This is a genomic window from Limnobacter sp. UBA7229 (genome assembly GCF_002473065.1).
Taxonomy (GTDB): Bacteria; Pseudomonadota; Gammaproteobacteria; order Burkholderiales; family Burkholderiaceae_B; genus Limnobacter; species Limnobacter profundi.
The window spans coordinates 245,370-259,829 of the sequence record NZ_DKTN01000022.1 but is presented as its reverse complement, the minus strand read 5'-3'; the positions used below and the strand labels follow the sequence as shown (position 1 = coordinate 259,829).

Sequence of the window (14,460 nt, the reverse complement as noted above, 5' to 3'; positions counted from 1 at the left end):
TCACCTCAGGGTGGCCTTTTTCTATTGCGAAACTATGTCCGAAAATCGACTTACAGAACAAGAAATGACGGGCCTGCGCGTTCCGCCTCACTCGCTCGAATCGGAGCAATCGGTGGTGGGCGGCTTGCTGCTGGACAACCAAGCCTGGGACAAAATTGGCGATGTGATTCGAGCCGAAGATTTTTACCGCTACGATCACCGGGTTATTTTTGAGCACATTGCCAAGCTGATTGACGGCTCCAAGCCAGCTGATGTCATTACTGTGTATGAATCGCTGCAGTCTTCGGGCAAGGCTGAAGATGTGGGTGGTTTGGCTTACTTGAACACCCTGGCCACCAACACGCCCTCGGCCGCCAACATTCGCCGCTACGCAGAAATTGTGCGCGACCGCGCCGTGCTGCGCAGGCTGATTACGATCAGCGATGACATTGCGACCACCGCGCTGAACCCGCAAGGCAAAGACACCAAAACCATTCTCGACGAAGCGGAAAGCAAGATTTTCAAGATTGCTGAAGACGGCGCGCGCGGCGCGGGTGGTTTTCAAGAATTGCAGCCGGTGCTGAGCAAAGTGGTTGAGCGAATCGATGAGCTTTATCACCGCGACAGCACCAGCGACATCACTGGTATTTCGACTGGTTTTGTAGACCTGGATGGCAAAACATCGGGCCTGCAGCCCGGTGACTTGATTATTGTTGCCGGAAGACCCTCAATGGGTAAAGCGCAGCCACTTGATGCCTTGGTTAAAACGCCAAGCGGCTGGGTAACTATGGGCGAATTGCGCGTGGGCGATGCTTTGGCATCTATGGATGGAAAGTCATCCCTGGTCACGGGGGTATTTCCCCAAGGCGAAAAGCAGATTTATAAAGTGGTATTTTCAGACGGTCGCAGTGCCGAGTGCTGTGATGAACATTTGTGGCGTGTGATGTACCGCGACTGGGCCGAGCCCCGCGTGATTAGCACCAAGCGCCTGACGGAAATGCTGGGCTGTGTTCGTTACAAAAACCGCTTGTGGATCGACACTGTGACTGGTGATTTCGGTCACAACGATGTGTTGCCAATTGACCCCTGGGTACTGGGTGCCCTGCTGGGCGATGGCACTTTGGCCTTCAGCCACAGCAGTGTGATGTTTTCCACCAAGTCGGAAGAGTTGGTGCACAGAATGAATGCATTACTTGGACATGACATGGAATTGGTTCATGCACAGGCCTACGACTATCGGGTGGTGTGGAAAGGCAGAATGCTTGCCAATGGTGCTCGCACCAGTCAGCCTAGTTACTTCCGCCAAGCTCTGAACGATCTGGGTGTGCTGGGTTGTGTCAGCCACAATAAATTTATTCCTGAACATTATCTGAAAGCCAATAAGGCGGCGCGGTTGGCCTTGTTACAGGGCCTGTTGGATACCGATGGCTGGATAGAATCCTGGGGTTCGATTCGATTTGCCACGGTAAGCGAGCAACTGGCCAATGATGTGGCCTACCTTGCACGTTCACTGGGTGGGTTTTGTTCAATTGCAACCAAAAATACGCATTACACCAGCAAGGGCGAACACAAAGAAGGGCGTTTGGCTTATGTGTTGAACATGAGCTTTGCCGATGGGCAGCAGGTGTTTACGCTTGAAGAAAAGAAGGCGCGACTGCGCACCGACTGGCAGCGCACACGCCGAATCACTTTTCAAAGCATTGAGCCTGTGCGCATGGCGCAAGCGCAGTGTATTTCTGTAAGTCACCCCACGCGTACATACATCACCAACGATTTTGTGGTGACGCACAATACTGCATTCAGCTTGAACATTGGCGAACACGTGGCTGTGGAAGAGGGTCATGCAGTGGCTGTGTTCTCCATGGAAATGGGCGCAACCCAATTGGCGATGCGTTTGCTGGGCTCCGTGGGGCGTTTGGATCAACACCGCCTAAGAACCGGGCGATTGACGGATGAGGACTGGCCACGACTGACGTACGCAGTCGAGAAGATGCAGAATGCGCAATTGTTTATTGATGAAACGCCCGCCTTGTCTTCGATGGAAGTGCGCGCGCGTTGCCGGCGCTTGGCACGCCAGTGTGGCCAGCTTGGTTTGGTGATCATCGACTATTTGCAGTTGATGGGCTCTTCGTCTCCGGGTGAAAACCGTGCCACTGAAATTTCAGAAATTTCACGTTCATTGAAAGGTTTGGCAAAAGAATTGAACTGTCCGGTGATCGCGCTCTCGCAGCTGAACCGCTCGCTGGAACAGCGGCCAAACAAACGCCCGGTGATGAGTGACCTGCGAGAATCGGGCGCCATTGAGCAGGATGCCGACGTGATTTTGTTCATTTACCGCGATGAGGTTTACAACCCCGATTCACCCGACAAAGGAACTGCTGAAATTATCATCGGCAAGCAGCGTAATGGCCCAATTGGCACGGTGCGGGTAACTTTCCTGGGCATGTACACCAAGTTTGAGAATTACGCTGGAATGCAGCCGGAAGGGGAGTGAGTCGGGTTCCGCGCTGAGTCGGGTTTGTTGTGGTTACAAACGGTATTGCTCAAGTCACACAGGCTCGAAGGTGTGTTTGTAACTCCCGGCTGAACATGTTTAGACTGCTCTTTTTTCGATTTGGGACTTTTTGATGAAATACGCCCATGAAATAAGACGACCAGAAGTACCAGCTTGCGCGAAATCTGTGATCAGCCTTCACTTTGATGGAAAAATTTTCAAAATACAAACTGCTACTGGGGTGCTGAAAACTTACCCCGCGGTGTCTGGCAAGCCCGTTGACAGCAAGTTTGATTACTCTTTAGAGAGGCAAAAGGTTTCCAATCAGGGACCCATTCCTGAAGGGAGTTACTGGATTAGCCCTGCTGACATTTGGGAGAATAACGCAATTAAAAATTTGCTTGTATCCTCGCGATCCGCATGGGGTGATTACCGAATCACGATTCGCGTTAGCCCCGGGACCCAAACCCATGCGCGAGGCGGTTTTTTTATTCACGGTGGCGATATTCCGGGTAGCGCAGGCTGTATTGATTTGACCTCTTCAATGAATCAATTCATCAAAGATTTGAAAAGCTTGTTGGGTAAGTCTGTAAATTGTCATGTCCCATTAACAGTGGAATACTCCGATGCGGAATAAAAATTTCTTCGCAATCGTCTGCTGTTTTTTGCCGCTTTGTGCGCATGCAGAGGTACTTGATAAATTGCCCCAAATTCAAGATATGTGGCTGTATGCCGCCTTGGGTTTTTTGTTTGCTGGTGTGGCTTTGCGTATTCACTGGGCACTATTCGTGCTGGCCTTGGTTTACCCCGCATTGTGGTTTGTTAGCTTGTTGATGGAGGTGCATTCATTTGATCTTGGCCCTGCAATTGTTGTCGAAGCGGGGCAGTCGTACTCAATGAATGCATATGCTGCAGCAATTATTTGGTTGCTTGGGGTGATAGGTTTATTTGTTTGGAAAAAGATCGGCAAGTTCGCGAAAGGAACAACTTCCAGTTATAAAAGTTGAACTCGGGTCGATTGCCAGAATATCTCCGGTCTGTTTTGCCGCATTCACAACGCTCGAATTGCTCTCATTCCGCCTTCAAGAAAGGAGACAAAGGCTTTCAGGCTGAGGAGGGCATGCGACTTCGCGAATGCATCAACGGGGCATGTAATTTCTCACATGCCCATCAACACATCAAAGGTTATCTGACGCAAAGTCAGCCAACCTTGAACGCTCACCACGCTGCAGCGTAATGTGCCCTGCATGTGGCCAGCCCTTGAATCGATCCACCACATACGTCAGGCCTGAAGAGCCTTCAGTCAAGTAAGGCGTATCAATTTGCGCCAAGTTACCCAAACAGATTACCTTGGTACCGGGACCGGCCCGTGTGATCAGGGTTTTCATTTGCTTGGGCGACAGGTTTTGCGCTTCATCAATAATCAAAAACTTGTTGATGAAGGTGCGGCCCCGCATGAAGTTCATTGATTTGATGCGGATCTTGGTGCGTATCAAGTCGGTTGTTGCTGAGCGGCCCCAATCGCCACTGCTGGGGTCGGGTTTGTTCAGCACTTCCAGGTTGTCTTCAAAAGCGCCCATCCAGGGGGCCATTTTTTCCTCTTCAGTACCTGGCAAAAAGCCGATGTCTTCACCCACTGGCACGGTGGCGCGGGTCACGATAATTTCAGAGTATTGCTTGCTTTCAAGTACTTGCGACAAACCTGCAGCCAAGGCCAGCAGGGTTTTGCCTGTACCGGCCTGGCCCAACAGCGTCACGAAGTCGCATTCGGGGTTCATCAACAAATTCAGGGCGAAGTTTTGTTCGCGGTTGCGTGCAGTGATGCCCCACACGCTGTTTTTGTTGTGGCTGAAATCCCGCAGGGTTTTCAGCACGGCGGTGCGGCCGCTCACTTCCAGTACTTGAGCGATCAATGGAATACCAGTTTCGCAGTATACAAACTGGTTCACCATCATGTCTTTTACAGCAGGGCCGCTGATGCGGTAGAAGGTGCTTCCGCCTTGTTGCCAGCTTTCAATGCCTTTGCTGTTCTTTTCCCAGAAATCGGCGGGCAATTCCATGATGCCTGAATACAGCAGATCACGGTCTTCCAGCACTTGGTCGTTGAAGTAATCCTCGGCCAGCAAGCCCAAGGCGCGGGCCTTGATGCGCATGTTGATGTCTTTCGAGACCAATGCAACTTCGCGATCAGGGTGTTGTTTACTCAGTGCAAACACCACACCCAGAATCTGGTTGTCGGCTTTGCCCACGGGCAAGGTTTTCGGCAGTTCAGCAGCCAACTCGGTGGTTTGTACCAACAAACGTCCAAGGGCATCCACATTGCCCAGCCGGTCCAGTGCCACACCTTTTTCGATGTCCTCGATATTCTCCATCAAGGCATCTAGCGAACGGCTTACTTGCCGTGCGTGGCGGGCCACTTCAGACATGCCTTTTTTGTGGTTGTCCAGTTCTTCCAGCGTAATCAGCGGCAAAAATACATCGTGCTCTTCAAAGCGAAACAGCGAAGTGGGGTCGTGCATCAACACGTTGGTGTCCAGCACAAAAATTTTCTTGCCAGTGTGGGTAACCTGTCGCCTGGTTTTGGCAATGGGCGTGGCCACTGGTTTGCGTGCTTTGCCTGAAGCTGCGGCTGGAACATTTCGGGTGCGGTTTGTCGCGGGCGCCTTGGCTGTGACAGTGTTGTCGGCGGCCAAGGTCAACGGTGCTTTCCCGGTTGTAGTGGTGGTGTCAGATACATCAATTTTTTTGGCCGGCTTTTTGGGTCTGGGTGCCGTGATTGGTGGGATTTCGTTCAGTGTAGTTGCTGGTTTGCTGGGTTCTTTTGGCAGAGGCATTGTCAACGATCTGAAGTAGGAAGCTCATAAATCGCGCGGGGTCGTCACGCCCGCGCCCGTGAGGATATTAGTCCCCGATTGTGCGTACAAAGTCAAGCACCGCTTGCGCATGGCCCGGCACCTTCAAGCCGCGCCACTCCTGCACAAGAATGCCTTTCTTGTTGATTACAAAGGTACTTCTTTCCACGCCACGTACTTGTTTTCCGTACATGTTTTTCATTTTCATCACGTCGAAAATTGTGCACACCTTCTCGTCGGGATCTGAAATCAATTCAAACGGCATTTCCAGTTTGGCTTTGAAATTTTCATGCGACTTCAGGGAATCGCGTGAAACGCCAAAAACAAGGCAGTTGGCTTTCAGAAACTCGGGGTGTAGATCGCGAAAGTTTTCGCCCTCGGTGGTGCAGCCTGGCGTACTGTCTTTGGGGTAAAAATAAATGATCAGGTTTTTGCCAGTGTGGGCTGACAGGGTAAAATTGCCGCCGCCAGTACAAGCTGCTGAAAAATCAGGCACTTTGCTGTTGACTTCAAGTGACACGGTACTGCTCCCTGAGGTGTGGTGGTTTTGCTGCCGGTGTGCGTGTTTGATTCAGTATAACCACAGCTTTTGACAGCAAAATGCAGGAAGTGTCAGGAACGCGCCAAAAGCGCCACACCCAGTACGATCACCCCGATTGCCACCCAGCGCTGCAGGCTCACAGGTTCATTGAGGAAGTATTGCGCCGCAAAGGCATTGATCACATAACCTATTGCCAGCATGGGGTAGGCCAGTGTTACATCGACCCGTGAAAGCGCCATTAGCCAAATGAGCAGTGAAAATCCGTAGCAAAACAGCCCCAGAATCATTGGCCACTGCAAAAACAAGGCGGACATGGCACCCAGGCTAAGCGCACTGGATGCCTCGATGACGCCCACTTTGTTGGTGGCCATTTTTAACAGCAGCTGGGCCAGCGCATTCAAAATTACGCCCGAGAGCACTAAAATGGCAGCATAGGTGGTCATAGTAAAATCGCGGCAATTACATGCCGGCCTTCACCGATCAAAATGTTGTAAGTGCGGCAGGCAGCCTGGCTGTCCATGTACTCCACCGGGCAGCGTTTGTTGGCGAAAAACTTGCGAATGTCCATGCCGGGAAATACCTGTTTGGCCCCTGTGCCAATCAGCAGCACTTCCATGCTATCGGGGCACTGGCCATATAGCCACTCGCAGTGGGCCAATTGCAGTGGGCCCGAACCCGCGTTTTCCCAGATTCTGGGGGTGAAATCAGTGCCAAACACCACGCTTTCAGTTTGAAGCCTGCCGCTGATCACGACACCTTCTTCGTCATACCGCTGAACGACGAATTGATTGTCGAGCGATTCAGGTTGAAATTTCATTCGAAAGATGCTCCAGGATGGGGCCAAACCCTAGCAGGCATTGGCCTAAACGGTTAAATTATAAGACTTTGCGCAAGCAAAAGAATAAGCACATTAATAACCAACACAACAATCCACACACAGGTCGACATGAAACCCATTCTCAAATCTGCCAAGCTGGCCAATGTTTGCTACGACATCCGCGGACCGGTGATGCAGCGAGCGCGCCAGCTGGAAGAGGAAGGGCACCGCATCCTGAAGCTGAACATCGGCAATTTGGCACCTTTTGGTTTTGAAGCACCCGATGAGGTTCGGCAAGATGTGATCATGAATCTTGGCGATGCCTCGGGCTACAGCGACAGCAAGGGCTTATTTGCAGCGCGCAAAGCCATCATGCATTACACCCAGCAAAAGAAAATCAAGGGTGTAACGCTCGACGACATCATTGTGGGCAATGGTGTATCCGAGCTGATCGTGATGAGCATGCAGGGCTTACTGAACAACGGCGATGAAGTACTGGTGCCCGCGCCCGATTACCCTTTGTGGACAGCTGCCGTGAGTATTTCCGGCGGTACGCCACGCCATTACCTGTGCGATGAGCAAAGCGATTGGTACCCCGACACCAAGCACCTGCGCAGCCTGATCAATGAGAAAACCAAGGCCATGGTGATCATCAACCCCAACAACCCCACGGGCGCTTTGTATCCCGAGGAGGTGTTGCAGGAATTGGTACAAATTGCCCGTGAACACCAACTCATTATTTTCGCAGACGAGATTTACGACAAAATGTTGTATGACGGCGCGGAGCACACCTCGATTGCTTCGCTGGCCGACGACGTGCTCTTCATCACCATGAACGGCTTGTCCAAAAACTACCGCGCATGTGGTTACAGGGCAGGTTGGATGGTCATTTCTGGCGACAAACGCCATGCCACCGATTACATCGACGGTTTGGGCATCATGGCCTCCATGCGCCTGTGTGCCAACGTACCAGGCCAGTACGCCATTCAAACTTCGCTGGGTGGCTATCAAAGCATCGACGATTTGGTGGGGCCCGGCGGGCGCCTTACCCGTCAGCGTGACCTCGCTTACGATCTGATGACTTCCATTCCAGGCGTCACTTGTGTGAAGCCCAAAGCGGCGCTTTATCTGTTTCCGCGCCTGGACCCCAAAATTTATCCCATCAAGAATGACCAGCGCTTTGTGCTGGAGTTACTGGAGGCTGAAAAGGTACTTGTGGTGCAGGGCACAGGCTTTAATTGGATCAATCCGGATCATTTCCGGGTGGTTTTCCTACCCAACACCGATGATTTGACGGACGCAGTTGGTAGAATTGCACGCTTCCTGGAAAGTTATCGAAAACAACACCTTGGCTGATTTAAAAATGAACAAACCTCTACGAGTGGCCCTGCTGGGTTTGGGTACTGTCGGTTCTGGCACATTCAATGTGTTGAACACCAATGCGAGTGAAATTGAGCGTCGTGTGGGTTTTCCCATTCAGATCAAAGTCATCGCCGACCTGAACACGGAAAAAGCGCGCGAACTGGCTGGTCCCGGCGTTGAGGTGTTGGGTGATGCATTCGAGGCAGTCAAGCGCGACGACATCGACGTGGTGGTTGAATTGATCGGTGGTTACACCATTGCCAAGCAACTGGTGCTGGCTGCGATCAATGCGGGCAAGCATGTGGTCACGGCCAACAAGGCTTTGCTGGCTGTGCATGGTGATGAAATTTTTGCTGCGGCTGAAGCCAAGAATGTGATGGTGGCTTTTGAAGCGGCAGTGGCTGGTGGCATTCCTGTGATCAAGTCGATCAAGGAAGGGCTGGCCGCCAACAAGATTGAATATGTAGCGGGCATCATCAACGGCACCTGCAATTTCATTTTGTCAGAAATGCGTGACAAAGGCCTGCCCTTTGCCGATGTCTTGGCCCAAGCCCAGGCATTCGGCTACGCCGAAGCCGACCCCACATTTGACATTGAGGGTGTAGATGCAGCCCACAAAATCAGCCTGCTGAGCTCGCTGGCTTTTGGCGTCCCTGTTCAGTTCGAGAAAGCCTACATTGAAGGCATTACCAAGCTGACCAAGGAAGATATCCAGTTTGCAGAGCAATTGGGCTACCGCGTTAAACTTTTGGGAATCGCCAAGCGCACCGATCAAGGCATTGAGTTGCGCGTTCACCCCACGCTTATTTCTGGCAAGCGCTTGATCGCCAATGTGGAAGGTGTCATGAATGCAGTGTTGGTGAAAGCCAATGCTGTAGGCCCAACCCTGTACTACGGCGCTGGCGCTGGCAGTTTGCCCACAGCCTCGGCTGTGGTGGCCGACCTTATCGAAATTGCGCGCGCAAGCCAGGCTCCTTTGGCCAGCCGCGTGCCCGTGTTGGCTTTCCAGAAAGAAGGCATTCAAAACCTGGATGTGTTGCCTATGGAGAAGGTGGTGACTGCCTTCTACTTGCGCTTGGCGGTAGACGACAAACCTGGTGTGTTGGCAGAGGTCACTCGCTTGCTGGCCGACAATCAAATTTCAATTGAAGCCATGATTCAGCGCCAGGCCACCAGCGAAAAAGAAACCGCTGAAATTGTGTTGCTGACCCACCGCTGTGTGGAAGGTGATGTGAACAAGGCCATCGCAAAAATTGAGGCTTTGGATAGCGTTCATGGCCCCTTGACCCGAATTCGCGTAGAGGACTTGAGCTGAAATGAAATACTTCAGCAGCCGTGGGGGCATGGATCCCCAAGATTTCTCTGAAATTTTGCTGGAAGGTTTGGCACCCGATGGTGGTTTGGCCGTGCCTGAGTTTTATCCGCAAGTGGCTTTGCACGTGCTGGAGAGCTGGAAACACCTCAGCTACGGTGAACTGGCGTTTGAGGTATTAAAGCCTTATGCCACCGACATTCCAGAAGCCGACCTGAAAGCGCTGACCACCAAAACCTACACCAAGGCCGTGTATGGCACCGAAGAAATTACGCCGGTGCGCGAACTGTTCGATGGCATGAAGGTGTTGGAGCTTTCAAACGGCCCCACGCTGGCTTTCAAAGACATGGCCATGCAGTTGCTGGGAAACCTGTTTGAATACCAGTTGGCTCGCACCAACCGCGAATTGAACATTCTCGGTGCCACCAGCGGCGACACGGGTTCGGCGGCCGAATACGCAATGCGCGGCAAGAAAGGCGTGCGGGTGTTCATGTTGAGCCCGGCTGGCAAAATGAGCGCATTTCAGCGCGCCCAAATGTACAGCCTGCAAGACCCGAATATTTTCAACATTGCCATTGAAGGTTTGTTCGATGATTGCCAGGACATTGTGAAGGCGGTGAGCGAAGACCTTGAATACAAGGCACGCCAGAAAATTGGCACGGTGAATTCCATCAATTGGGGTCGCATTTCTGCTCAGGTGGTGTATTACTTCAATGCTTACCTGCGCACCGCCGAGAAGATAGGCGACCCGGTCAGCTTCGCAGTGCCGTCCGGTAACTTTGGCAACGTGCTGGCCGGTCACATTGCCCGGCAAATGGGCCTGCCCATTCGCAAGTTGATTGTAGCCACCAATGAAAACAATGTGCTGGACGAGTTTTTCAAAACTGGTGTGTACCGCCCCCGCAAATCGGCGGAAACCTACATCACCTCCAGCCCGTCCATGGACATTTCCAAAGCCTCGAATTTCGAGCGCTTTGTGTATGACCTGTTGGGTCGTGATCCCAAGGCCTTGAAAGCTTTGTGGCAAGACTTGGCTGCGAATGGTCAATTCGATCTTTCCGAAGATCCACGTTTCAAGCGGGTTGAAGAAGACTTTGGTTTTCAGTCCGGTTCATCGAATCACCAAAACCGCCTGGATACCATCAAGGAAGTTTTCGCCCGCACGGGTACCTTGATTGACACCCACACGGCCGATGCCGTGAAAGTGGCCCGCGATCTTGTGGAGCCTGGCGTACCTATGGTCATTCTTGAAACCGCCCTGGCGGTGAAGTTTGCGGAAACCATTGAAGAAGCCACTGGCCAAACACCGCCAGTGCCCGCGCAGTTCCTGGGCATTGAAAAGTTGCCTCAGCGGGTTGTTGAAATGCCCATATCCGTTGAACAGGTCAAAACGTTCATTGCCGAGAATACCGGGCTGTAAGCCCACCAAAAGCACATTTCAAACAATCGTTTGCCTGCAAGTAATAGGGTTTACCTAACTTGCAGGTCCAAACGGAATCATGAACAATGGCAAGGTTAAGTAACACCCCGTGAAGCCACTGTTTTGACCTCTCACTCCAACACTGTCGACCTCCCCAAAGTTGCCGCAGGCCAAGGCATAGATGCCCAGCCCAGAAAGGGTTTGTCTGCGCTTGCGGTGGATGATGAGCCCGGCATGCGCCATTTTCTGGAAAAGGCGCTCGAAACCCGTTTTGCCCGTGTAGACACCGCAGGTTCTGTTGAAATGGCCCAAGCCCTGTTCGACGGCCATGACTACAGCACCGTGGTGCTGGATGTGAGCCTGCCTGGTAAAAGTGGCCTGCAATGGTTGAACGAATTGCGCCAGGGGGGCTACGAGGGCGATGTGATTTTAATCACCGGCTATGCCGACATGGACACCGCCATTGGCGCGCTGCGCGCGGGTGCGCAAGATTTCCTGCAAAAACCGTTTCGAATCGACCAGCTTTGGTACGCGCTTGATCGCGCCGCGGATCAAAACCGTTTGAAACGTGAAAACTTCGTGCTGAAAAGGGCTGTTTCCAATCTTCAGCAAAACGAGCAGGTGATGGTGGGTGAAAGCCCGATTGTGCGCCAACTTCGAAAGCTGGTGGCCAAAGTGGCTCCCACCGATTCCACTGTGTTGCTCACGGGTGAGTCTGGCTCGGGCAAAGAAGTATTGGCCCGAACGCTGCATGGCATGAGCCTGCGCAGTGAGCGGCCGTTTGTGCCAATCAACTGTGGCGCCATCTCTCCAGAATTGATTGAAAGCGAGTTGTTTGGTCATGCCAAGGGCGCTTTTACGGGTGCCAATGAATCCCATCAGGGCTTGTTCTACTACGCGCAGGGCGGCACCCTGTTTCTTGATGAAATTGGCGAATTGCCGCTCAGCATGCAAACCAAATTGCTTCGCGTGCTCGAAGACCGGCGAATTCGCCCGGTGGGCAGCACCAAGGAAGTGGACGTGGATGTTCGTATTGTGGCTGCGACCAACGTAAACCTGGATGTGGAAGTGAAGCGAGGGCGGTTTCGGCAAGACTTGTACTACCGCTTGCAGGTGATGCCGATTGAAATGCCACCGTTGCGCAGCCGCCCCGAGGACATTGAGCTTCTGGCCAATTACTTCATCAAGGTGTTTGCCAAAAAGCTGCGTATTGATCCCCTGAAAATAAGCCCGGACATGCTGGCCCGCCTTCAAGCCTACGAATGGCCAGGCAATGTGCGGGAGCTACGCAACTTCATCGAACGTTCATTGATTCTGGGTTATTTCCCCAAAGAAGATTTGCCTTTGAATCTGGATCTGGATGAACGCGAGCACACTGCTGAAGACCCCCAGAATGAGTCGCTTGAGCAGGTCGAAAAGGCGCATATTCTTCGCGTATTGAATGCCTGCAGTGGCAATAAATCCGAGGCAGCGCGCCGCTTGGGCGTGTCCCGAAAAACACTTGAACGAAAGTGCATGGCGTGGAGCGAAGAATAGGTCAGCGGCCATTTCCGCCACGCGGGCATTTTTGGCCCAGCCACTGGACTGTTAAAACCAAACTGGTTGTTACAGCCTGCATCCCTTTGCTGGTGCTCGTTCCAATTGTGGCCATGCTGGTGTGGTCAGCGGGGCAGGCCGCTTACACAAAAATCCTGATTTCGAAAGTTCGCAGTGATCTGGTACTCGCCCAGCAAGAATTCACCGATGTGCAGGAAAGCAAATCACTGGCTTTGAAATCCTGGTCTGAGAGCGCCTATCTTCGGAATTTGCTGAACCAGCGGGGCGGCAAGCTGAACAACAAAGACCTTCAGGCGCAGGCTGAGCGACTCGGTTTTGCTTACCTGCGTTTGATCAGTCCAACCGGCATGGTGGTGAATTCGTTCCCCCCACGCTTGCCATACATGCTTGACCCCGAGGTGCAAAAGTCGGTGAAGTTTCGTGAGTCAGGCAGTTACACCGTGTTGCTCTCGAACAAAGAGCTGATGGATATTTCTCCCGATCTCGCCTCGCGTGCGGTGCAGGCGATTATCCCCACCTCCAATGCAAGCCCCTCACACAAAAGCACCGAGGACCGTGGTTTGGTCGTTCAGGTGCTGCAACCTGTTTTCAACAATGGAAACATGTTGGGTTACCTGGAAGGCGGGCTGCTGTTAAACGGTAACCTGGGTTTGGTGGATGAAATCAACAACCTGATTTATTCGCCAAACACCTTGCTGGAAGGCTCAATTGGCACCACCACCATTTTCCTTGAAGATGTGCGAGTGGCGACCACGGTTCGTCGCGACGGCGAACTGCGCGCGCTGGGCACACGTGTGTCCGATGTGGTTCGGCAAAGTGTTTTGGGCCGGGGTGAGGTGTGGCTGGAACGCGCATTCGTCGTGAACGACTGGTATGTGGCAGCTTATGCACCACTGCTTAGCCCCGAGGGTGCACGAATCGGCATGTTTTATGTGGGCTTTCTGGAAGCCCCTTATGCCAATATAAAAACACAACTGCTGATTTTGTTTTTGTTGGCGGTGGGGGCGGCCATGGTGTTGGGTGCCATGATGGTGGTGCGTTTGACATCCGGAATTTTTTACCCACTTCGCCGCATGAATTACATTATGAGCTTGCAGGAACGTGGCGATACTGCGGCGCGTGTGGGAGACCTTCGCCGTGAAGACGAATTTGCTGACCTGGCCAATCATTTTGATGCGCTGCTGGATCAACTGGATGCACGGCGCAGCGAACTGCTCGGCTTGAATGAGCAACTGGATGAGCGTGTGCGACAGCGAACTGCCGACCTGCAGGCTGCAAATCAAAAACTTCATCAGGCAGTGGAGCAGTTGCTGGCCTCAGAGAAGCTAGCGGCCTTGGGGCAGTTAACTGCGGGTATCGCACATGAGTTCAATAATCCGTTGGCGATCATGATGGGGCATCTGGATTTGATTCGCATTACCCTGAACGATCCAGAAAGCCTTAAAACCGTGCGTTTGCTGGATGAGCAGGTACACCGCATGCGCAACATTGTGCAAAAGCTGCTGCAGTTTTGCAGGCCCGATGAATACGCTTCCTACACCGAAGAAATCAATGTCAACGAAATCATTCAGGACAGTATTCTGTTTGTTCGAAATGAAATTGACATGGCTCGTGCGCAACTGAAGTTTGATTTTTCTGCGCAACAAACGGTTCAATTCAGTAAAACCGAGTTGCAGCAGGTCATGGTCAATTTGTTGATTAATGCAACCCACGCTCTGGAAGGACAGTTCGACGCCCAATTTGCAGCATTGAACGAGGGCCCCACCATTTCAATAAAAACTGCCGATGTTCGCTTAAGTGACGGACAGCCAGCTGTGCAAATTCTGGTGCAAAACAACGGCGAAGCGATTCCCTCCGATCGTTTGCAGCTTATTTTCAAAATGTTCTACACCAGCAAGCAGGCAGGTCGTGGAACCGGGCTGGGTTTGCCCGTGTCTCGCATGTTGGTGCAACGTTATGGTGGCGATTTGTGGGCCACCAGCCCGGTACTGCCTGAAGTTGAGCCACAATTCGGTGCATGTTTTGAAATTGTATTGCGTTGCAAGGCACGCCCATCCGCAGATATTTTGAAAGAAACAGGTCAGCAACTGTTGTTGATCGAAAAGCAATTGTCAGAAGGAAACTGA

12 protein-coding genes are annotated in these 14,460 nt (G+C 52.3%); 8 read left to right on the top strand and 4 right to left on the bottom strand.

Annotation, left to right across the window (positions count from 1 at the left end; translation table 11 throughout):
- The first annotated feature begins 34 nt into the window (after window positions 1-34).
- The 3 genes from dnaB to B4C79_RS12995 all read left to right on the top strand — a co-directional run bounded on the left by dnaB (window position 35) and on the right by B4C79_RS12995 (window position 3,480).
- Entirely contained in the window at window positions 35-2,473 is a 2,439-nt protein-coding gene (gene dnaB, locus B4C79_RS13005) for a replicative DNA helicase (protein WP_105028838.1), read from the top strand.
- A 133-nt stretch (window positions 2,474-2,606) separates the two neighbouring features.
- Window positions 2,607-3,110: a tlde1 domain-containing protein gene (locus B4C79_RS13000; RefSeq protein ID WP_291739126.1), complete on the top strand. Its 504-nt coding sequence runs from the start codon at window positions 2,607-2,609 to the stop codon at window positions 3,108-3,110.
- Window positions 3,100-3,480: a hypothetical protein gene (locus B4C79_RS12995; protein ID WP_291739125.1), complete on the top strand. Its 381-nt coding sequence runs from the start codon at window positions 3,100-3,102 to the stop codon at window positions 3,478-3,480. Before B4C79_RS13000 ends, B4C79_RS12995 begins: the two co-directional genes overlap by 11 nt.
- A 171-nt stretch (window positions 3,481-3,651) precedes the next feature.
- Here B4C79_RS12995 and B4C79_RS12990 read toward each other — a convergent pair whose 3' ends face one another.
- From B4C79_RS12990 to B4C79_RS12970, 4 genes are all read right to left on the bottom strand, one after another.
- Window positions 3,652-5,307 carry a PhoH family protein gene (locus B4C79_RS12990; protein WP_171098651.1) on the bottom strand — a complete coding sequence of 552 codons (1,656 nt, stop codon included), beginning with the start codon at window positions 5,305-5,307 and terminating at the stop codon, window positions 3,652-3,654.
- A gap of 67 nt (window positions 5,308-5,374) precedes the next feature.
- On the bottom strand, window positions 5,375-5,845 hold the full coding sequence (locus B4C79_RS12980) for a peroxiredoxin (RefSeq protein ID WP_105028844.1): 471 nt from the start codon (window positions 5,843-5,845) through the stop codon (window positions 5,375-5,377).
- 92 nt (window positions 5,846-5,937) lie between these two features.
- Complete coding sequence (locus tag B4C79_RS12975) at window positions 5,938-6,309, bottom strand: SMR family transporter (protein ID WP_105028845.1); 372 nt, start codon at window positions 6,307-6,309, stop codon at window positions 5,938-5,940.
- Entirely contained in the window at window positions 6,306-6,683 is a 378-nt protein-coding gene (locus B4C79_RS12970) for an Mth938-like domain-containing protein (RefSeq protein WP_105028846.1), read from the bottom strand. Before B4C79_RS12970 ends, B4C79_RS12975 begins: the two co-directional genes overlap by 4 nt.
- A gap of 129 nt (window positions 6,684-6,812) precedes the next feature.
- On the opposite strand from B4C79_RS12970, the gene B4C79_RS12965 reads away from it, so the two are divergent.
- The 5 genes from B4C79_RS12965 (at window position 6,813) to B4C79_RS12945 (ending at window position 14,460) form a co-directional block, all read left to right on the top strand.
- Window positions 6,813-8,039, top strand: coding sequence for a pyridoxal phosphate-dependent aminotransferase (locus B4C79_RS12965; RefSeq protein WP_171098655.1), 1,227 nt, complete (start codon window positions 6,813-6,815; stop codon window positions 8,037-8,039).
- A gap of 7 nt (window positions 8,040-8,046) precedes the next feature.
- Window positions 8,047-9,360: a homoserine dehydrogenase gene (locus tag B4C79_RS12960; RefSeq protein WP_291739513.1), complete on the top strand. Its 1,314-nt coding sequence runs from the start codon at window positions 8,047-8,049 to the stop codon at window positions 9,358-9,360.
- Window position 9,361: 1 nt separating this feature from the next.
- On the top strand, window positions 9,362-10,777 hold the full coding sequence (gene thrC / locus B4C79_RS12955; RefSeq protein WP_291752135.1) for a threonine synthase: 1,416 nt from the start codon (window positions 9,362-9,364) through the stop codon (window positions 10,775-10,777).
- 123 nt (window positions 10,778-10,900) lie between these two features.
- Window positions 10,901-12,313, top strand: a complete 1,413-nt coding sequence (locus B4C79_RS12950) for a sigma-54-dependent transcriptional regulator (protein ID WP_291742595.1) — start codon at window positions 10,901-10,903, stop codon at window positions 12,311-12,313.
- Entirely contained in the window at window positions 12,298-14,460 is a 2,163-nt protein-coding gene (locus B4C79_RS12945; RefSeq protein WP_291752132.1) for a sensor histidine kinase, read from the top strand. The genes B4C79_RS12950 and B4C79_RS12945 overlap by 16 nt, the downstream gene beginning before the upstream one ends.

Bases quoted from the DNA above. Each gene is read 5' to 3' on its own strand.
- dnaB (WP_105028838.1), top strand. From the start codon at position 35: ATGTCCGAAAATCGACTTACAGAACAAGAAATGACGGGCCTGCGCGTT.
- B4C79_RS13000 (WP_291739126.1), top strand. From the start codon at position 2,607: ATGAAATACGCCCATGAAATAAGACGACCAGAAGTACCAGCTTGCGCG.
- B4C79_RS12995 (WP_291739125.1), top strand. From the start codon at position 3,100: ATGCGGAATAAAAATTTCTTCGCAATCGTCTGCTGTTTTTTGCCGCTT.
- B4C79_RS12990 (WP_171098651.1), bottom strand. From the start codon at position 5,307: ATGCCTCTGCCAAAAGAACCCAGCAAACCAGCAACTACACTGAACGAA.
- B4C79_RS12975 (WP_105028845.1), bottom strand. From the start codon at position 6,309: ATGACCACCTATGCTGCCATTTTAGTGCTCTCGGGCGTAATTTTGAAT.
- B4C79_RS12970 (WP_105028846.1), bottom strand. From the start codon at position 6,683: ATGAAATTTCAACCTGAATCGCTCGACAATCAATTCGTCGTTCAGCGG.
- B4C79_RS12965 (WP_171098655.1), top strand. From the start codon at position 6,813: ATGAAACCCATTCTCAAATCTGCCAAGCTGGCCAATGTTTGCTACGAC.
- B4C79_RS12960 (WP_291739513.1), top strand. From the start codon at position 8,047: ATGAACAAACCTCTACGAGTGGCCCTGCTGGGTTTGGGTACTGTCGGT.
- thrC (WP_291752135.1), top strand. From the start codon at position 9,362: ATGAAATACTTCAGCAGCCGTGGGGGCATGGATCCCCAAGATTTCTCT.